This is a genomic window from Nocardia sp. NPDC004340 (assembly GCF_053602575.1).
Genome location: NZ_JBSGDW010000004.1, coordinates 578,791 through 597,068, shown reverse-complemented (window position 1 = coordinate 597,068; position 18,278 = coordinate 578,791). Strand labels below are relative to the sequence as shown.

General features: G+C 69.5%; 15 protein-coding genes and 1 tRNA gene. 6 read left to right on the top strand and 10 right to left on the bottom strand.

Annotated features, from left to right (window positions below):
• Positions 1-12: 12 nt before the first annotated feature.
• A complete protein-coding gene (locus ACWEOI_RS19515) occupies positions 13-975 on the top strand; it encodes an acyl-ACP desaturase (RefSeq protein ID WP_452360485.1) in 963 nt (320 codons plus the stop codon).
• A 2-nt stretch (positions 976-977) separates the two neighbouring features.
• Here the strand turns inward: ACWEOI_RS19515 and msrB are convergent, their stop codons facing one another.
• The 3 genes from msrB to ACWEOI_RS19500 form a co-directional block, all read right to left on the bottom strand.
• A complete protein-coding gene (gene msrB / locus ACWEOI_RS19510; protein WP_452360484.1) occupies positions 978-1,430 on the bottom strand; it encodes a peptide-methionine (R)-S-oxide reductase MsrB in 453 nt (150 codons plus the stop codon).
• 9 nt (positions 1,431-1,439) lie between these two features.
• A complete protein-coding gene (locus ACWEOI_RS19505; RefSeq protein ID WP_433672520.1) occupies positions 1,440-2,726 on the bottom strand; it encodes a glycosyltransferase 87 family protein in 1,287 nt (428 codons plus the stop codon).
• Between the two features lie 207 nt (positions 2,727-2,933).
• On the bottom strand, positions 2,934-4,496 hold the full coding sequence (locus ACWEOI_RS19500) for an alpha/beta hydrolase (protein ID WP_452360483.1): 1,563 nt from the start codon (positions 4,494-4,496) through the stop codon (positions 2,934-2,936).
• A 187-nt stretch (positions 4,497-4,683) separates the two neighbouring features.
• Between ACWEOI_RS19500 and zapE the strand changes: the two genes are divergently transcribed.
• The 3 genes from zapE to ACWEOI_RS19485 all read left to right on the top strand — a co-directional run bounded on the left by zapE (position 4,684) and on the right by ACWEOI_RS19485 (position 8,614).
• On the top strand, positions 4,684-5,706 hold the full coding sequence (zapE, locus tag ACWEOI_RS19495) for a cell division protein ZapE (RefSeq protein ID WP_433672522.1): 1,023 nt from the start codon (positions 4,684-4,686) through the stop codon (positions 5,704-5,706).
• Between the two features lie 143 nt (positions 5,707-5,849).
• Positions 5,850-6,653: a tyrosine-protein phosphatase gene (locus ACWEOI_RS19490; RefSeq protein WP_452360482.1), complete on the top strand. Its 804-nt coding sequence runs from the start codon at positions 5,850-5,852 to the stop codon at positions 6,651-6,653.
• A gap of 308 nt (positions 6,654-6,961) precedes the next feature.
• Positions 6,962-8,614: a TlrC/CarA/OleB/SrmB family ABC-F type ribosomal protection protein gene (locus ACWEOI_RS19485; RefSeq protein ID WP_452360481.1), complete on the top strand. Its 1,653-nt coding sequence runs from the start codon at positions 6,962-6,964 to the stop codon at positions 8,612-8,614.
• On the opposite strand, the gene ACWEOI_RS19480 is transcribed toward ACWEOI_RS19485, so the two are convergent.
• The gene (locus tag ACWEOI_RS19480) at positions 8,595-9,131 is read right to left on the bottom strand and encodes a GNAT family N-acetyltransferase (RefSeq protein WP_452360480.1); all 537 of its coding nucleotides are present in this window, start codon (positions 9,129-9,131) and stop codon (positions 8,595-8,597) included. The genes ACWEOI_RS19485 and ACWEOI_RS19480 overlap by 20 nt on opposite strands.
• 8 nt (positions 9,132-9,139) lie before the next feature.
• The gene (locus ACWEOI_RS19475; RefSeq protein ID WP_452360479.1) at positions 9,140-10,372 is read right to left on the bottom strand and encodes an MFS transporter; all 1,233 of its coding nucleotides are present in this window, start codon (positions 10,370-10,372) and stop codon (positions 9,140-9,142) included.
• 316 nt (positions 10,373-10,688) lie between these two features.
• Here ACWEOI_RS19475 and ACWEOI_RS19470 point away from each other — a divergent pair, with 316 nt between their 5' ends.
• Positions 10,689-11,672, top strand: a complete 984-nt coding sequence (locus ACWEOI_RS19470; RefSeq protein ID WP_433672526.1) for a hypothetical protein — start codon at positions 10,689-10,691, stop codon at positions 11,670-11,672.
• 127 nt (positions 11,673-11,799) lie between these two features.
• On the top strand, positions 11,800-13,227 hold the full coding sequence (gene rox, locus ACWEOI_RS19465; RefSeq protein WP_452360478.1) for a rifampin monooxygenase: 1,428 nt from the start codon (positions 11,800-11,802) through the stop codon (positions 13,225-13,227).
• 9 nt (positions 13,228-13,236) lie between these two features.
• Here rox and ACWEOI_RS19460 read toward each other — a convergent pair whose 3' ends face one another.
• The 5 genes from ACWEOI_RS19460 to ACWEOI_RS19440 all read right to left on the bottom strand — a co-directional run bounded on the left by ACWEOI_RS19460 (position 13,237) and on the right by ACWEOI_RS19440 (position 18,265).
• Positions 13,237-14,595, bottom strand: coding sequence for a hypothetical protein (locus ACWEOI_RS19460; RefSeq protein ID WP_452360477.1), 1,359 nt, complete (start codon positions 14,593-14,595; stop codon positions 13,237-13,239).
• Positions 14,596-14,677: 82 nt separating this feature from the next.
• Positions 14,678-14,983, bottom strand: coding sequence for a hypothetical protein (locus ACWEOI_RS19455; protein WP_357094104.1), 306 nt, complete (start codon positions 14,981-14,983; stop codon positions 14,678-14,680).
• 93 nt (positions 14,984-15,076) lie between these two features.
• A tRNA-Gly gene (locus ACWEOI_RS19450) sits at positions 15,077-15,149 on the bottom strand.
• Positions 15,150-15,287: 138 nt separating this feature from the next.
• Positions 15,288-16,595 carry a hypothetical protein gene (locus ACWEOI_RS19445; protein ID WP_452360476.1) on the bottom strand — a complete coding sequence of 436 codons (1,308 nt, stop codon included), beginning with the start codon at positions 16,593-16,595 and terminating at the stop codon, positions 15,288-15,290.
• Positions 16,592-18,265: a cutinase family protein gene (locus tag ACWEOI_RS19440; RefSeq protein ID WP_452360475.1), complete on the bottom strand. Its 1,674-nt coding sequence runs from the start codon at positions 18,263-18,265 to the stop codon at positions 16,592-16,594. The genes ACWEOI_RS19445 and ACWEOI_RS19440 overlap by 4 nt, the downstream gene beginning before the upstream one ends.
• Positions 18,266-18,278: the final 13 nt, after the last annotated feature.

Sequence of the window (18,278 nt, the reverse complement as noted above, 5' to 3'; positions counted from 1 at the left end):
GGAGGGCTTTGCATGGCGAAAGAATTGACGCAACTCGAGCTGCTGACCGAATTGGAACCGGTCGTCGGCCAGAATATCGATCGGCACCTCGCCATCGCCAAGGAGTGGAATCCGCACGATTACATTCCGTGGGATGAGGGCTACAACTTCGCCGCGATGGGCGGAACCGATTGGGAGCCCGGGCAATCCAGGCTCTCGGAGGTCGCCAAGGTCGCGATGATCACCAATCTGCTCACCGAGGACAATCTGCCGTCCTACCACCGCACCATCGCCGAGAACTTCTCGATGGACGGCGCGTGGGGCACCTGGGTGGGCCGCTGGACGGCCGAGGAGAACCGGCACGGCATCGCCATGCGCGACTACCTGGTCGTCACCCGCGCGGTCGATCCGGTGGCGCTCGAGCACGACCGCATGGTGCACATGACCCGCGGCGTGCAGGCGCCCGAGGGTTTCGGCGGGGTGATGGACCAGGTCGCCTATGTCACCTTCCAGGAGCTCGCCACCCGCGTCAGCCACCGCAGCACCGGCCGTGTGTGCGAGGACCCGGTGTGCGACCGCCTGCTCGCCCGCATCGCGGCGGACGAGAACCTGCACATGATCTTCTACCGCAATGTCGCCGGCGCCGCGATCGACCTCGCGCCGGACCAGGCCATCGAGTGCATCAATTCGGTGGTGATGAACTTCGCGATGCCGGGCCACGGCATGCCGAACTGGCGTCGCAACGGCGTGCTCATGGTCAAGCACGGCATCTACGATTTGCGGCAGCACCTCGACGAGGTCCTGTGGCCGGTGCTGAAGATCTGGAAGATCTTCGAGCGCGACGACTTCACCGCGCGCGGCGAGAAGGCCCGTGAGGAACTGGGCCTGTACATGGAGAACCTCGAGAAGGACGTCATCCGATTCGAGGAACAGCGATCCCGCATCCTGGCGCGGGAAGCGGCCAAGGCCGAGCGCGGTCTCGCCACCTCTCGGTGAGCTCAGCTGGTGGAGTGCTCCGTGGGCTGCAGTCGCAGTGAGAGGGAGTTGATGCAGTAGCGCTTGTCCGTGGGCGTGGGGTAACCCTCGCCCTCGAACACGTGCCCCAGGTGACTGTGGCAGTTGGCGCACAGCACCTCGACGCGTCGCATGCCCAGGGAGTCGTCCTCCACCAGCACCACCGCGTCCGACTCGGCCGGGTCGAAGAACGACGGCCAGCCGCAGTGCGAATGGAATTTCTCGGCGCTGCGGAACAATTCGGCCCCGCAGGCCCGGCAGGAGTAGACGCCCTCGGTCTCGGTGTCGGTGTATTCGCCCGTGAACGCCCGCTCGGTGCCCGCTTCGCGCAGGACGCGGTATTCGTCAGGGGTCAGTTTGGTGCGCCATTCCTGCGGGGTGAGCTGGATGCGCGGGACCGGCAGGGCGGTCGGGGTGGGTTCGGCGTCGGAACTCATGGCTCCACGCTAGTACGCCGCGCCCGCCTTGGTCCGGGGCACGACGACCGGTTCCGGTTCGGTGGCTGCCCATTCGGGGTGCATCCAGGCCGGGTCCAGGGACTTGCCGACCCGCAGCCGGCCCTCGCGCTTGGCGGCCAGGTAGCGGTCACCGAGGACGCAGAACGCGACGATGAGCAGCAGGCTCCAGCCGAAGGTGGTGCGCAGGTACTCGACCACGCGGCCGGGGTGCTGCCAGCGGTCCGAGAGCCACTTGTCGTAGGTCATGAATCCGAACACCGCTGCCCACGCGGGCCAGTTGCGCATCACCGAGTTGGGGCGCACCACGGTCATCAGCAGCGGGAACAGGTACATCGAGTAGTACATCTGGCCCAGCGAGCCGAGCAGCAGGGTCGCGGTGATCATGATGCCCGCCGAGGTGCACACGAAGAACACCTCGTCCTCGCGGTAGTAGCGGTACAGCAGCCACAGGGTGAGCGCCACGATGGTGGCCATGGTGATCCGGATGACCCAGACGAGCCAGTCTGCGACGCCGTAGTAGGCGCCGTTGCCGACGATCGCGCTGTTGAAGTAGTCGCGCGACTCGGTCAGGTAGGGCAGCGTGTGCGACCAGAACTGGTCGAAGTCCACGATCAGCGGCCAGGCGATCAGGTTGAGCACCACGGGGATTCCGAGCGCGGTGATGAACACCTTCCACTGCCCGCGGGCCAGCGCGATCAGCAGCAGTGGCGCCAGCAATGGCCCCTTGACCGCGATCGCCAGGCCGAGCGCCACGCCCGCCCACAGGTCCTTGCGCTTCAGGATCAGGTGGATGAACACCATCATCGACAGGAACAGGCAGCCGTTGATGTTGGTGAACACCAGCGTGTTCGTGACCGTCTCGGAGGCGAACATGCCCAGCAGCAGCGCGGGCGCGGCCACCGACTTCAGCGAGTAGTCGAACAGCTTGAGCAGCAGATACCAGGCCAGCAGGATGGCGATCGCGTTGACCAGGATGAACCCCCACCGCGACTTCTCCGGGTCCAGGATGGCCAGCGGCGAGATCAGCAGCGTCCCGCTCGGCGGGTACAGGTAGTGGGGGTCGGTGGTGTCGTAGTTCTCGCCGTAGATGGCGTGATGGTTGAGGAACGCCAGCGAGGCGTTGTACACCGGACGGAAGTCGTCGGTGATGAACCCGTTGACAGCCTTGATGAACACCCGGTTCAGCACCGTGAGTATCGCGAACGGCCACAGGGCGAAGTTCAGTACTTCGGATGTGGTGCGAGCGGTGCGGGGCTCGAGCTGGCGAAGGAACACTCGGGCACGGTACACCGAAACGCCCCGTCACACATGCGCCGACTCCCCCGCCTCCCCGAATTTCCAGCGGGCGGCTTGGGTGCCGTCGGCCGTCTCGCATCCGTGCCGGCGGTCGGGAGCCGAGCCGATTCTGGCCGTACCCGGGGAGTTACCCCGATCATTGCGAGATCAGTTGTCACGTTGGCATACGAAACGCCGATGCGCGCGCTAGGCGGGGCAGGCGGTGCCGTCAGCGGGGAGCTTGCCCTCCTTCAGATAGTCGGCCAGGGACTGCTGGGCGCAGCCGGAGTGGGCGAAGGTCGGGTGGCCCCAGCCCTGCCAGACCACGGTCGCGGTGCGGGCTCCGGCGGTGCCGAGGGCGCCGGTGACGGTGGGCCGCCCGTCCTGGCCGGTGACCGGGTCGGCGCTGCCGCCGAGGACCAGGACCGGGAGCGTGAGCTTGTCGGGCAGCGCCATCGGGGTGGCGGCGGGCCAGGCCGAGCAGGCCATCAGGTCGATGGCCGCGACCTTGCCGAACACCGGATAGTGGGTGGCCCAGGCGGTTTCGAGTTCCTTGGCCTTGCCGGGGGTGGAGGGCTCGTGATTGTCGGTGCAGCGATTGACGAATTGGCCGTCGCTGGCGATCGCGGCGGTGGCGCGCAGCACGAACGGGGTGATCGGGCCGCGGTCGCCCTTGCCGAGGGCGGTGAGGGCGTCGGCGAATTCGGTGATCTGCTGGTTGCCCTGGGCGCGGGAGTCGCCGAGGAAACCGCTCAGCGTGGTCACGAATACGGAGGCGGACAGATCGGGCAGCTGCCCGGCGGCGGCCCGGTTGGCCAGGTCGACGACCGTCGCGCGCGGATCGGCGCCGAGCGAGCAGTTCAGGGACGCGCAACGCTGCGCGTAGGCGGTGAGTGCCGCCTCCTGCCCCTTCACCTTCTGCTCGGCGCGCCCGTTGGCGTCGAGTCCGACGGCCTGGGGCGAGTCGAGGATCAGGCGGCCCAGATGCGATCCGTACTTGCGCGCGTAGTTCAGCGCCACGTTCGCGCCGGTGCCGGTGCCCATCAGCGCGATGTGGTCCACCTGCAACTGCTTGCGCAGCTGTTCGATGTCGTCGGCGGAGTGCGGCGCGTCGTAGAGGCCCTGGCCCGGGGCCAGGAAGTCCAGGCAGGCCACGGTGGCCTCGCGGCCGGCGGTGGCCATGGCGTCCACGGGATCGGTTGTGCCGCGCGTGAATTGGGCCTGGTCGGCCAGCACCCGGCGCTGCGGGTCGGTCATGCAGCTGACCGGCACCGAGCTGCCGATGCCGCGCCGGTCCACCGCGATGATGGGTCGCGCGGCCAGCAGCGCGCTGGCGGACCCGGCCGCGAGTCCGGCCAGCGTCGAGGTGGAGGACCGGTCGGAGCCGGAGGTCAGCAGCAGCGGCGCCACGTCCTTGGGTGTCCGGTCGTAGCGGGCGCGCATCACCGCGTTCTTGAATATGCCCGACACATTGCCCGCGATGTCGATCTGCGCGGTGTACTCGGCACATTCGAGCACCAGCCCCTGCGGCGGCGTGCCGAGCGAGAGCAGGTTGAACGTCGGTGTGGTGCAGTCCTTCCACTGCAATTCCGCCTTGGGCACCTCGGGTCCGGGCGGGGTGGCGTCGGCGGGCGCGGTGGTGGGGGCGGTTCCGGCCTGGTGCGGGTGTTCCACGGCGACGGCGGGCCGGTTGGACGGCCCGGCCCCGCAGGCGGTGGTCACCAATACCGTCAGTGTCGACGCCAGCAGAGCGGCCCGAGTCCAGCGCATGCGCTACAGCCTGCCAGGTCGGGCACGCGGTTTCAGCCTCGGGTGCGGGCGCGTTGGACATCGGATGCGATCCGGGTCGGGCGCGGGAGGCGATCCGGGTTCGGGGCGCGGATGGGTTCTGTGAGCTGAATCGCATTCGGCACATGCTGCGTAAAGCCCCACGCGGGGCCGGATCTACGCTGACGCAGTGCAGAAACGCCTCGTCGACAGCCACCCGGAGGTTCCGGCCGACCAGCTCGTGGCCCAGATGGTTCCGCCGCCCACCTTCGACGAGGTGAGCTTCGGTTCCTACATCCCGGATCCGAAGGAACCGTCGCAGGCCGCGGCGGTGCTGAAGGCCGAACTGTTCGCAGATCAGGTCACCAAGCTGCGCAAGGCCGCGGACAAGAAGAGCCTGTTCGGCAAGAAGAAGCCGGTGCAGGGCATCGGCCTGTATCTCGACGGCGGCTTCGGTGTCGGCAAGACCCACCTGCTGGCCTCGATCTTCCACAGCGTGCCGAACCCGAAGTCGTTCGGCACCTTCGGTGAGCTCACCAATCTGGTTGGCGCGCTGGGCTTCAACAACGCGGTGGAGCGCCTGTCGGCCAACAGCGTGCTGTGCATCGACGAGTTCGAGCTCGACGATCCGGGCGACACCATGCTGGTCTCGCGGCTGCTGACCGAGCTGACCGCGCGCGGCGTCTCGGTGGTGGCGACCTCCAACACGCTGCCGGGTCAGCTGGGCGAGGGTCGTTTCGCGGCGCAGGACTTCCTGCGCGAGATCAAGAAGCTGGGTTCGCTGTTCGAGCCGATCCGCGTGGACGGCCCCGACTACCGGCACCGCGATCTGCCGCCCGCCCCGGAGCCGACCTCGCAGGAGCTGCTGGTCGAACGGGCCGCGGCCACACCGGATTCCACGCTCGACGACTACGACGAGCTGCTGAAGCACCTGAGCACCCTGCACCCGTCGCGCTACGGCGCGCTGATCGACGGCGTGTCGGCGGTGTACATCTCGGGCGTGCACCCGGTCACCGATCAGGCCGTGGCGCTGCGCATCGTGGTGCTGGCCGACCGGCTCTACGACGCCGGCATCCCGGTGACGGTGTCGGGCGCGAAGCTGGACGAGATCTTCACCCAGGAGATGCTCGACGGCGGCTACCGCAAGAAGTACCTGCGCGCGATCTCGCGTCTGCTGGCGCTGTCGCGTTTCGAGGCTCCGGCGCACGCCTGATCCGGTTCCGCCCGGGGTTTCCAGGGGAGATCCCGGGCGTTTGTCCACCCCGGTGGCCTTCATAGTTTGCGCGGGTAATAAATTTCGGTGGTCAGCCAAAACCGGGTCGAAGACGGTTTTCGGCCCCGGAAGGGAGTACCACCTTGCGTAAACGTGCTGTTCAGGCCGCCGCGGCGGTCACCATCGCCCTGTCCGCGAGCCTCGGTTCGGTGGCGCCCGCCTTCGCGGCCGATCCGCCGGCCGCCACTAGCAGCGTGCTGGTCAACACCGACAGCCGGGCCCTCGGCCTGACCGGTGTGCTCAATGCCCGCGACGCGGGCGGCTACCGCACCGCCGACGGCCACGGCGTGCGCACCGGCCTGGTCTTCCGCACCGGCGAGCTGAGCAAGGCCACCGACGCCGATCTGGCCAAGCTCACCGCCGACAACGTGGTCTCCATCCACGACCTGCGGACGAGCTACGAGCAGTTGATGGGTCAGGACAAGGTGCCCGCCGGGGCCACCGAGCACCACGACGACATCATCGGCCAGGCCCCGCCGCAGGTGATGGCCTCGACCCTGTCCGCGGGCACCGATCTGTACCGCGCCTTCATCACCGCGCCCGGCGCGAACGAGGGTTTCGCGAACGTGCTGCGCGACATCGCCTACAACCCGGGCGGCGTGCTGTTCCACTGCACCGCCGGCAAGGATCGCACCGGCTGGACCTCGGCGGTGCTGCTCACCCTCCTGGGCGTGGACAAGGACACGGTCTACTACGACTACCTGCTGTCGAACTACTACCGCGGCGCCAAGGACGGCGACATGCTCAACGGCGTGACCGCCTCGGCGCTGGACTCGGCCTTCGACCAGGCGACCGAGAGCTACGGCAGCTTCGACGGCTACGTGCGCGACGGGCTGAAGCTGACGGACGGCGACATCGCCGCGCTGAAGGCGAAACTGCTGGCCTGACAAGGCGTTTCACAACACGAGAGCAGCACGGTCGAACGCCGGGCGGGTGATCCCGCCCGGCGCTCGCCGTCTGTGATCCCCATCAAAGTGGTTGACGACCCCGCAGCGTCCCCGCTACCGTTCGAGTCCTCATGGGTTTCGGTTTCCTTTTCTTGTGATCGCGTCGCCGCGTTGAGCATCTGCTCCGCCGCGACTCCCTCCCCACGCGTATCCGCTGGTCAGCGGCTGGTATTCGCCTGTCGGCGACCGATTTTCGCGTGGGTTCCCCAACGATCCGGCTCGTGTGCGAGCCAGAACAGGAGACCCCTGTGCTTACCCTCCAACCCTCCGCGGTATCCCAGCTGACCCTGTCCGGCGTCACCAAGCGCTACGCCGATCGCGTGGTGCTCGACGAGGTGAGCCTGTCCATCCGGCCCGGGGAGAAGGTCGGCGTCGTCGGCGACAACGGGGCCGGGAAGTCGACTCTGTTGCGGCTCATCGCCGGTCGCGACCTGCCCGACAACGGCGACGTCGTCGTACAGGCGGCGGGCGGTATCGGCTATCTGGCGCAAACCCTGGAGCTGCCGCCCACCGCCACCGTCGCCGACGCGATCGACCTGGCGCTCAGCGATTTCCGGGACCTGGAGTCCCGGATGCGCACGGCCGAAGCCGCTCTCGTCGCCCCGGGCCCGCTCGGCAAGCGGCTCGACGCGTACACCGACCTGGTGGCCCGCTTCGAGGCGCGCGGCGGCTACACCGTCGACGCCCGGGTGGACGCGGCCCTGCACGGCCTCGGCCTGCCGGACCTCGATCGAAACCGCCTGCTGGGCACGCTGTCCGGCGGTCAGCGGCGTCGTCTGGCGCTGGCGGCCACCCTGGCCTCGTCGCCGGAACTGCTGCTGCTCGACGAGCCCGCCAACGATCTCGACGACAGCGCGGTCGAATGGCTGGAGCGTCACCTGCGGGAGCATTCGGGCACGGTGGTCGCGGTGACCCACGACCGTGTCTTCCTCGAGCGGATCACCAGGATCGTGCTCGAGGTGGACGCGGGCACGGTCACCCGCCACGGCAACGGCTACGCCGGCTACCTCACCGCCAAAGCCGCCGAACGCCACCGCCGGCAACAGGAGCACGACCGCTGGCGGGCCGAACTGTCCCGCAACCGCCGCCTCGCGGATTCGAATGTCGCACGCCTGGACGCGATCCCGCGCAAGCTCCCGCTGGCGGTCTTCGCCGCGGGCCCCTTCCGGACCCGCAGCCGCGGCCACGGCGCGCAATCCCGCATCCGCAACGCCAAGGAAAGGGTGTCCCGCCTGACCATGAATCCCATTGCCCCACCCCCGGATCCGCTCCGCTTCACCGCGGACCTCGGCCCCCTGGGTGCGCCCGACGCGCCGCTGCCGCCCGTCGCCGAGTTGAGTTCGGTTGTGGTGCAAGGTCGTCTGCGTCTGGACGGGCTGGGGATCGGTGCGGCCGATCGGCTGCTGGTGACCGGGCCGAACGGCGCGGGCAAGACCACCCTGCTGCGGCTGCTGGCCGGGGAGCTGGCCGCCGACTCGGGCGTGGTCACGGTCCGCGGCCGCGTCGGGCACCTGCGACAGGAGGACACGGCGAGTCCGGCGGATCGAACGGTGCTGGAGGCGTTCACATCCGGCCGCCCCGGTTATCCGGACGAGCATGCCGACGAGCTACTGGCGCTGGGCCTGTTCCGTCCGGCCGACCTGGGCCTGCGGCTGGGTGAGCTGTCCTACGGTCAGCGTCGCCGCGTCGAATTGGCCCGTCTGGTCACCGATCCGGTGGATCTGCTCCTGCTCGACGAGCCGACCAACCACCTGTCCCCGAGCCTGGTCGAGGATCTGGAGCAGGCCCTGGACGGCTACACGGGCGCGGTGGTCCTGGTGACCCACGACCGCCGCATGCGGCAGCGGTTCCGGGGCCGTCGCCTCGAGCTGGGCTCGGGTGTCAGAACCGATGCAGCATGACGTAGTCGTGGTGCAGTTGGCTGCCGACGGTGAAGGTCTTGGTGCCCGCCACGGTGAAGCCGTGTTTGGTGTAGAAGCGCTGGGCGCGGGCGTTCTCCTGGTTCACGCCCAGCCACACCGCGATGTCGCCGCCGGTGCGCGCCGTCTCCAGGGCGGCGCGCATCAGGGCCGCGGACACTCCGTTGCCGTGCTGGCCGGGCAGCACGTACATCTTGCTGAGCTCGGTCACCGGCCGCTGCGTGACGACGGCGGCGACGTGCGGGTCCGCGGGCGGCATCGTGTTGAGCAGCGCGTAGCCGACGATCTTCCCGTGCAGGACCGCCTTCAGGACCGACCGCTCGCCGTCGCCGAGGTATTCGCGGAACCGGTCCGCCGACAGCACCTGCGCGATGAACGCCGCCATGTCCTCCGGCGTGGATCCGGGCGGGCAGGCCAGCGGGAAGGTCGCGGCGGCCACGGCGGCGAGCTCATCGGCATCGTCCGCGACCGCCGGTCGGATTGCTACGGCGTCGCTCATGATTCCAGTCAAGCAGGCTCCGCCGCGGGTTCGGTGGTCGAGGGGGCCGTGGTGGCGCGCGGGTGGAAGACCCGCGCGAATCCGATCAGCAGGATCGCGAAGGCGAGCGGAATCGTGAATCCGGTCCGCATGTTCGCGGCGTCGGCGACCACGCCCACCACCGCGCCGCCGACCAGCGTGCCCGCGTAATTGAACAGGTTGAGCCGTGCGATGAGCGCGTCCAGGTCCCGCCCGCTGGTGAGTTGCCCGGCCTCGCTGAAGCACAGCGGCGCGATCACCGGCAATCCGATTCCGGCGACCAGGAATCCGAGGATGGCCACGGCCGGTCCCGGCGCGGCGACCACGATCACCAGGCCCACCGAGCCGACGGCGGCGGCCACCCGCACCACGGTGCGCGGGCCGAAGCGGCGCACCCACAGGTCGCCGGTGAGGCGTCCGATCAGCGAGGCGCCCTGGTAGGCGGCCAGCGCCAGCGCGGCGGCCCAGGAGGAGGACAGCAGTTCGTCCTTCAGGTACAGCGCGGACCAGTTGCCGACCGCCAGATCGATGGCGAAGGCGAGTGCGATCACCGCGCCGAAGATCCAGAAGACGCGGACCGGCACCGAACTGGTCGGGACGTGTTCGGCCGGACCGGATTCGGCCTCGTCGGTGCCCAGCAGTCGCGGGCCCGCCGCGACGCAGCCGGCCGCCACCACGGCCGCGGCGGTCAGGATCGAGGCCCACAGCGGCACGTCCAGCGCCTCGAACCCCGACACCAGCAGCGCGCCCGCGATCGATCCCGCACTCCAGGCCGCGTAGAACGACACCAGGACGAATCGGCCGTAGCCGTGCTGGATGAACACCGCCTGCATGTTCGTTCCGGCGTCGACGATGCCCAGCGCGATGCCGTACACGGCCAGCGCCACGAAGAGCGCGATCTTGTTGGGTGCGGCCGCGATGGCCACACCCGCCACCGCGACCAGCGCCAGCCCGATGCGCAGCGCGGTCCGGCTCGACCAGCGCAGCGCGATCCGCTCGGCGGTGATGCTGCCGGCTCCGGCCAGCAGCGAGATCATCGCGACCGATGCGACGATCAGGCCGTCGGTGAGCCCGAATTTGTCCTTCTGCTGCGGAAGTTCGGTGAGGATGACGGCCAGGAAGAACCCCTGCAGCGCGAACGCCACCGAGTTGGCGGCGCGTGCCGCCCTCAGGGTCGGGTGTAGCGCGCTGAGCTGCGGGTTCGGGGACTGCGGCGGGAGCATTTCGAAAGAGTAGCGGCGGGGGCGCGAGCGGGCATCCCGGACATCACCGGGGGCATCGCGGACGGACCGGTCGGGGCGTGGCTGGTCACGATCATGTTCGGGGTGCGAAGATCGGTCTCGGCATCGCGGTCGACGATTACGATCCGCGACGCGCTTGATCACACGCGGCTCGCGGTTGCGTAACGAATCTGGTCGCTTTGCTGCCGGTGAGTGCATGCGCTGCGGCACTCTGGAAGTGACAGCTAGGGCTGGTGGTTTCCGATGAGGCGGAAGCGGCCCCTGCGGTGAGTGTGGTGGCTGGGGTGATCTTGTGAGCATGAGGCGAGCGGATGATCCGCGCGACCGGTCGGTGGCTCTGGCCGAACCGGTCTCGCGCGTGAATCCCGCGGCGGCGGTGACGGATTCGCCGGCCGCGGCGGGTAAGGGTCGTGCCGCGGGCAAGGGTCATGCGACGGGGGAGCGGTGTCGGGAAACCGACTGTGCGGACTGCCGTCAGGATGTACGACGGCTGGAGTTCTGGTTGCGCGGGCAGCTGCTCGCGGCCGGAGCCGAGGAGGTGCGCCTGGGTACGATGGTCGGCGCGCACACCGTGGATGTGTTGTGGCGCAAGGGTGATCGCACCTGTGCCATCGAGGTGTCCAGTGCGCCACCGGAATTGACGCGCGCCCGATTGATCACGGCCGAGCTGCGGACCAGCGGGTGCGGTGAAGTCCTCTGGATCTGCCCGCCCGGGTTCTGGACCGCGCAGCTGCCCGCGCTGGGTCTCGACGATTTCGCCGCCGCGGGCCGCGAGTACCGGGTGACCGGCGGGTTGCTGAGCGCCGGTCCGGGCGGTGTAGTGTCGGCGCGCCAAACCTCGTGCGAACTGGACGAATTCGTGACGGGCTGGGTGGCCGCCGAGATAGCGTTCGGCTGCCGTGACGAACACACGGGAGGATGGGCGACAGTGACCGACTGGGAGCGCCACACCCGCACGCAGGCCGCGGTCATCGCACGCCAGCGTCAGGAACTCACGAATCAGCGCACCGCGCTGGCGCTGGCTCGCAAGGCCACCCGCGACAAGACCAAACAGCTGCTGCGCCTGACCCATCGCCTGGAGCGCGCCGAGATCGCGGCTCAGCAGCAGGCCGACGACCTGGCCCAGACCCGTCGCCGCATCGCCGACCACAATCGCGTGGACGCCACCTTGCGCCTGACGGTCGCGGCCCAGAAGTCGGCGATCATGCATTGGCAGCTGATCACCTGGTTCGCGGTCATGGTGATCGTGACGTTCATCGCGGCGGGACTCGTCCTGAAGTAGCCGAGCGCGTCCGAATTTCCCTCCCCCTTCAACGTATATCGCAGTGGGGGGCTTGCGGCAAGGCCCCGGGTATGCCGCAGAATCGTCGACCGTAAGGCGATGACCTGCGGAAATCAGGAGGGCGTTCATGGTCGATGTGATCATTGTCGGGGCCGGGCCGACGGGGTTGATGCTGGCCGCGGAGCTGCGGTTGCACGGGGTCGGGGTGGTGGTGCTGGAGCGCGATCCGGAGCCGACCAAGGTGGTGCGGGCGATGGGGATGCACGCGCGCAGTCTGGAGGTGCTCGATCAGCGCGGGGTCGCGGATCGGTTCGTGGCGCTGGGCAAGCAGCACGACCCGAGCGCGTTCTTCGCCGGGATCGTGCCGTCGAAGCCAGTGACGTTGGACAGCTCGTTCCCGTTCGTCCTCGGCCTGCCGCAACCGATCACCGATCGCCTGCTGGCGGAGTGGGCGGTCGAGCTCGGCGCGGAGATCCGCTACGGAGCGCTGGTGACCGGGCTGACCCAGGACGCGACGGGCGTGACGGCCGAACTGGCCGACGGTTCCACCCTTCGTTCGCGCTACCTGGCCGGCACCGACGGCGGCCGCTCCACCATCCGCAAACTGGTGGGCGTCGACTTCCCGGGCGAACCGGCACGCTTCGAAACCCTGCTCGGCGAGGTCGAACTGACCGCCCCGCAGGACGAGGTGATGGCCACGGTCATGGAGGTCCACAAGACCCACCGCCGCTTCGGCGCGGTCCCGCTCGGCAACGGCGTCTACCGCCTCGGCGCTCCCGCCGACGGCCTCGCCGAGGACAGTGACACCCCGCCCACCCTCGAGGACCTCACCCGTCAGGTTCGCGCCTTGGCGGGCACCGACTTCGGCGCGCACTCCCCGCGCTGGCTGTCCCGTTTCGGCGATGCCACCCGCCTCGCCGACCGCTACCGCGTGGACCGCGTCTTCCTCGCGGGCGACGCCGCCCACATCCACCCCCCGAACGGCGGCCAGGGCTTGAACCTGGGCGTCCAGGATGCGGTGAACCTCGGCTGGAAACTGGCCGCCGCCGTAACCGGCTGGGCCCCAGCCGATCTCCTCGACACCTACGAATCCGAACGCCGCCCCGTGGCCGCCGACGTCCTCACCACCGCCCGCGCCTCCAGCGAACTGACCTCCCTCGACCCCGGCCAGCAAGCCATCCGCCGCATCCTCACCGAACTCATGGAGTTCGAGGACGTCCACCGCTACCTCATCGAAAAGGTCACCGCCCTCAATATCCGCTACGACCTGGGCTCCGCCGACGACCTGATCGGCCGCCGCCAACGCGACGTGGCTTTGAAGAACGGCCGCCTCTACGAGCACATGCACCAGGCCCGAGGTCTTCTCCTCGATCAAACCGGCGCCCTCTCGATCGCCGGCTGGTCCGACCGGGTCGACCACGTGGTCGACATCGGCGACCAATTCCCGGCCCCCGCCATTCTCCTGCGCCCCGACGGCCACATCGCCTGGGCGGGATCGAATCAACAGGACCTCGAGCCGGCCCTGTCCCGCTGGTTCGGGACCCCCACTCCCTGATCCGGCGGATCAGCGGGTGAGGCGGAAAGGACCTCGGTGCCACTGCCAGTCGTGACGGTGGACCAGGGCGGCGAGGTCCAGGAGGGTGAGCCCGCTCTCGGCGCGGAAGGTGTCGAGGGCGGGCCAGGTGAGGGGGCCTCGGGAGAGGTGGCTCATCAGGGTGGACTCGTGGTGGGTGTCCACCTTGCGGGACAGCAGTTCTGGGAGGCCGTGGCGGCTGCCGGTCCAGGTGAGCCAGCCCCAGCCGCGGGTGAAGGCGGCCGCGCGGGAGGCGGCGGCGCGGGTGCGCTGGGGGTACAGGGCCGTGTGGGCGAGGGGGGAGACGTCGATGAGGACGGTGCGGCCGTCGGTGAAGGTGGCTGCGGCCGTGGGGTAGTGGACGCGCTCGCTGCCGTCGAGGTCATAGGTGACGGCGACGGGGAGCTCACGGAAGGTCTCGACCCGCGGGCTGGTGTCGAGCAGCCGGAGCAGGCGGGCCTGCAACGCGGTGTCGAAAGTCACTTCGCGGCCGAGCTTTTCGGAGAACATGTGGCCGCGACTGTCGTCGTCGTAGTCGAGGCGGCCCGCCGGGAGGCTGGGCAGCGGCTCCGGGCTCCCGCCACCGGGCCATTCGACGCGGCGCAGCCACGGAGCCCAAACATCGTCTCCCGCATCGGCTGCCGCATCCTGGGCGGCCCCGTCGGCGCGAGTTGCTCGTCGTGTCGATGCCGGATCGCCTGCGGGATCGGTCGCCGCCGTGGTCGCCGGATCGCCCGCGCCGCCGGCCGCGTGGTGGTCGGCGGCGGAGCCCGCGGTGCCCGGCGCACGCCGCGCTCCACCGGTCACGTCCTGCCCCGGCACCGGCAGCAGATGCCAGCGCCCCTTCTGCTGCCAGCCCGCGATGCGCTGGAAGACGAAGCCCGCCAGGCGTTTCGCGTCCTGGAGGTCGTGTCCGGCGAGGCGGAGTTTGAGGTACGCCCAGTCCTGCGCGGCGATATCGCCGTCGGTGGCATAGGTTTCGGCGAGCAGGGCGCGCACGAGGCGTTCGTCGCCGTGGCCGATGGGGTACCGCTGGGCGAATACCGACAGGTCGGGCTGACCGGTGGCGAGGGTCTGGCGCAGCATGGCGCCGACCGCGCGGGTGTAGAGCTGGCGGGCCCGGTCACGGGAGACCCCGAAGCGCGCACCGAGCAGTGTCAGCGTTTCGGGGTTCTCGCCGTCGAGTCCGAGTCGGCAGGTGATGAGTTCGGCATCGCGGGGCCGGTCGGCCGCCACCTCGGCGGCGAGACCCGCCAGGACTTCGTGGACGTGCTCCAGCCCGAAGTCGACCCCGTCTGCCGGGTCGTCGCGCAGCAAGGTGCGCGCGGTGCGTGTGTCGCTCGTCGTCAAGGCGGCCCCTACCCGTGTTCGCCAGTCTGTTCGACGAGCGTAGCCGGGGCCACCGACAGTCGGCGCTGTACGCGCGGGAGGGTCAGAGGACGGCGTTCATGATGGTGCCCGCGCTGGTGGCGACAATGCCGCCGATCATCGCGCCGGCCACCATCTTCGGCGAGGCGAGCCCGCTGCCCGACCATTTCTCCCAGGCGAACCGGCCGCCGGCGTAGGTGATGGCCATGACGCCCGACAGCAGCACGAACCAGGTGAAGTAGCGAACCAGCTTCATGAGTTTGTCCGCGACCGGGGGAGTCTCCGGGGTCGGGTTTCCGAGCTGGGCGAGTGGGGCAGACACGAGGTCATACTGGGAGAGCACAGTGTCGTGGAAGGCGCTGAGCAACATGGTCACCCTGCAAAGGTACCGCGAATTCGCGCCGACATGCCCGGGAATGTGCGCCAGATCTAGTGCGCTGGAACAACTTTCGTTGTCGTGTTGAGCGGATGACGAGATTCGAACTCGCGACCCTCACCTTGGCAAGGTGATGCGCTACCAGCTGCGCTACATCCGCATCGCTTCCGTTCCGGCGTCTCCGCCCGTCCGGCTGCGAGAGAGAACATTAGCCCACCCGCGCGCCATTTCCAAAACGCCCTGGCAAACCCTGAGTACCCCTGCGTGCCACCTCGCCTTCCGTGCCGGGCCGTACCGGCTATTTCGGGGTGTCCTCGTTCATCGGGATCAGCGCCGAGATGAGGGTCGCCCCGCCGAACTGCGTGGTCATGACCAGCTGCGGGGCCCAGGTGCGTTTGGTGGCGTCGGGATGCTGCTCGGTGACGACCATGATGTGCTGTCCGTCGAACGGCCCCGGCATGATCTGCACGCAGTAGGTGGTGCCGACCGGTATGGAGTCGATGCCCGCCTGGATCTGTTCGATGGACGGCGCGGGCGCGTCGGGGGCGTACATCTCGCGCACGGCCTTGCCGGATCGGTCGACGTAATACCGGCTCTGGAGTGCGAGGATCGCCTCCGGCCCGGACCGCGTACTGCCCGGTCCGTTGCCGCGGACGGTGCCGCCCTTGGCCTCGTTGGGGCACAGGTTGGCGGGCAGTCCGGACGCGGGTTGGTCGGAGGCGGCGGTCGTGGCGGGAGCGCTGGCGACCGGGACCGCCGCGGGCGTGGTGGCCGCGGCCTTCGCCCGCTGGTCGTCGCCTTGCCCGACCTTGGCGACCTGCACGACGATCGCCGCCGTCACCACGATCGCGGCGAGTGCGCCCAGCACCGGCACCGCCCACCCGCGTTCACCGGTGGTGGGGAACCGGAATCGTGGCCCCGATCGGGTCGGGTGGGGCGCTCGCTTCAGCGGCCGGCGTTCGTCGGGGAACCCCCATTCCGCGGATCCGCGCTGGCGGGGCGGGGTGAAGTCGCTGGACGCGCGATCCTGCAAGGAGTCGTACACCGCCTGGGCGCGGGGGGAATCGTGTGCGGTCCGGGTGCGGTGCGCGGCGGCCTCGCGAGACGACGGTGTCAGGTGTGAGGACGGCTGGTGTGCTGACGACGCCGGGTGCGAGGTCGGCTCGTGTGCCGACGTGGCCGGGTGTGCCGCCCGGTACCGCGAGGCAGGCTCGTTTTCCCAGGTCTGTGGCTCCGAGACCCTCGCATGCGAGGGTCCGTCGCCGGTCCCGGCAGGGGAGGCGTCGTCCGCTGTCCAGGCATCGGATCGTCCATGGGCCGATCGGTTGTCGGTCGTGCTGTGTTCGGCCCGGTGCCGCGCCTCGTACTCCGCGGCCTCGTAGTCCCCGGTCTCGTCGTAGAACTCGTCGTATCCGTCGTCGGGGTCGTCGTACGCGTTGTAGACGTCGTGGCCGCGCGTCGACCCCGCGTACTCGTCGCGCGGCGGCGGCCCGCTCGCGCCGGTGATCCAGTCCGCCCAGCTGCCGGTGTACGCGCCCTCGGTCGCGGGGGTGGGTGGTTCGGCGCCCGGACCCGTTGTCCGCGACCCTGATTCGGTGGTGCTCATGGCGTCGCCTGCGGGATGAGATCGGGGATCAGCGGCGCCCCGCTGCTCGGCGTCGTGGTGAGCATGCTGCTCGGCAAGGTGGTGGCCGCACCGTTCGAGGGTGTGGTCGTGGCCCCGCCGAGCGGGAACTGCCCGCTCGGCGCGACCGTGGTGGTCGCGGTGGTGGTGCCCGCGAAATCCATTCCCACGCTGGGCTTGTCGCTACCGCCGCGCGGCGTGGCCCCGGGCGTCGCGGCCCCCGACAGATCGTGCGCGACGGCCGCGAACCACCGCCCCACCCAGTCGGTCGGGCTGGCCCCGAATCCCGCACCCTGGGCGTGGGTGTAGTCGTGCTTCTGCGCGGTGTCCCAGTACCGCACCCATGTGGTGATGTCGAGCAGATCCTTGTTGTCGGTGACGTTCTGGGTGACCGCGGAGAACGCCTGCGTGGTGAGCCTGCTGATGGTGGTGGGCGGCACCAGGTTGGCGGCGGCCCCGACCAGTTTGGCCCCGAACACGGCCAGTCCGGCGATCGGATTGGCGAGCCCGGCGGTGGCGATCTCGGCGATATTGCCCGGCGTGAGAATGTCTTTCACCACGGCCACGATGGAGTTGATGGCGATGGTGCCGACCTTGAGCAGCGCTTGGAACGCGCCCGGGATGTCGACCTGGGTATTGGGGTTGGAGGCGTCGGCGATGCGCTGCGAGATGGATTTCTGCGGCTGATACGACATATCGGTGAGCGAGGTCCCCGACACGTCCTTGTTCACCACGGAGGTGGCGGTCTTGATGGAGGTGAACGCCAGCGCCTCCGCGATCGACTTCAGCGATCCGATCGGGTCCCCGGCCGAAAGCTCCACCTGCCCGGCGATATTGGCGACGGTCCGCACCAGCGGCGCGCCGACGGGGGTGTCGCAGGCCAGGTCGCCTTCGGTGCAGAATTCGGCGACCCGCCCGACCAGCGAACCGAAGTTCTCCAGCGTGCCGCTATCGGGTGCGATGCCCGCGCCGGAGGCGGTCTTGGTGGCGGGCGGATCACCCAGCCCGGCAACCGTTTTCCCATCGGTTCCGGGTGCGGCGGTGGGCAGCTTCTGATCCGGTTTGCCAGGGAACAGCGGCGCGTTGGCATTGCGGTTCGGGTCGCCGAACAGGGCGACGGCCGCGACCTTCTCCGCGGCCACGGTTCCCTTGCCCGCCCCGACCTCCTGCGCGAACACCGAGGCCACGTGCGCGCCCTGCGAGTATCCGGCGATGGCGAGCCGCGTGTTCGGGCACCGGTCGGTGATCTGTTTCGCCATGGACCGCAGGCGTTCCAGCCCGCCGGTCACCGACTGGCTGTAGGTGGTCTTGGAGACGGCGACGACGCCGCCGAAGGACGCCTCGTAGGGCACGTAGGCGCGGTCGACGAGCTCGTCCCCGGCGTCGGCCATCATGGGCCGGAACACTTCCGACAGCATTCCGGTGTCGGTGGTGACGGCGGCGTCGGGGGAGGATTCGCCGGTGCCCTGGATGCCGAGCGCGTACAGGGCCGGGCATTTGTCGATGGGCACCGTGGTGTCGGGCGGGCCGCCGTGGGCCACGGCGAGGTCGAACACGCCGGGCCCGGCGGCCGCGGTCCCCACCACGCAGACGGCGGCGGTGAGCAGCGCCGCGCTTCGGAACCATCGGGTGGACAGCAGTTGTCGATGCACGACGCACCTCGTT

What these genes read in the sequence shown, in the direction of transcription:
- ACWEOI_RS19515 (WP_452360485.1), top strand. Translation starts at nt 13, where the DNA reads ATGGCGAAAGAATTGACGCAACTCGAGCTGCTGACCGAATTGGAACCG.
- msrB (WP_452360484.1), bottom strand. Translation starts at nt 1,430, where the DNA reads ATGAGTTCCGACGCCGAACCCACCCCGACCGCCCTGCCGGTCCCGCGC.
- ACWEOI_RS19500 (WP_452360483.1), bottom strand. Translation starts at nt 4,496, where the DNA reads ATGCGCTGGACTCGGGCCGCTCTGCTGGCGTCGACACTGACGGTATTG.
- ACWEOI_RS19480 (WP_452360480.1), bottom strand. Translation starts at nt 9,131, where the DNA reads ATGAGCGACGCCGTAGCAATCCGACCGGCGGTCGCGGACGATGCCGAT.
- ACWEOI_RS19475 (WP_452360479.1), bottom strand. Translation starts at nt 10,372, where the DNA reads ATGCTCCCGCCGCAGTCCCCGAACCCGCAGCTCAGCGCGCTACACCCG.
- ACWEOI_RS19470 (WP_433672526.1), top strand. Translation starts at nt 10,689, where the DNA reads ATGAGGCGAGCGGATGATCCGCGCGACCGGTCGGTGGCTCTGGCCGAA.
- rox (WP_452360478.1), top strand. Translation starts at nt 11,800, where the DNA reads ATGGTCGATGTGATCATTGTCGGGGCCGGGCCGACGGGGTTGATGCTG.
- ACWEOI_RS19455 (WP_357094104.1), bottom strand. Translation starts at nt 14,983, where the DNA reads ATGTTGCTCAGCGCCTTCCACGACACTGTGCTCTCCCAGTATGACCTC.
- ACWEOI_RS19445 (WP_452360476.1), bottom strand. Translation starts at nt 16,595, where the DNA reads ATGAGCACCACCGAATCAGGGTCGCGGACAACGGGTCCGGGCGCCGAA.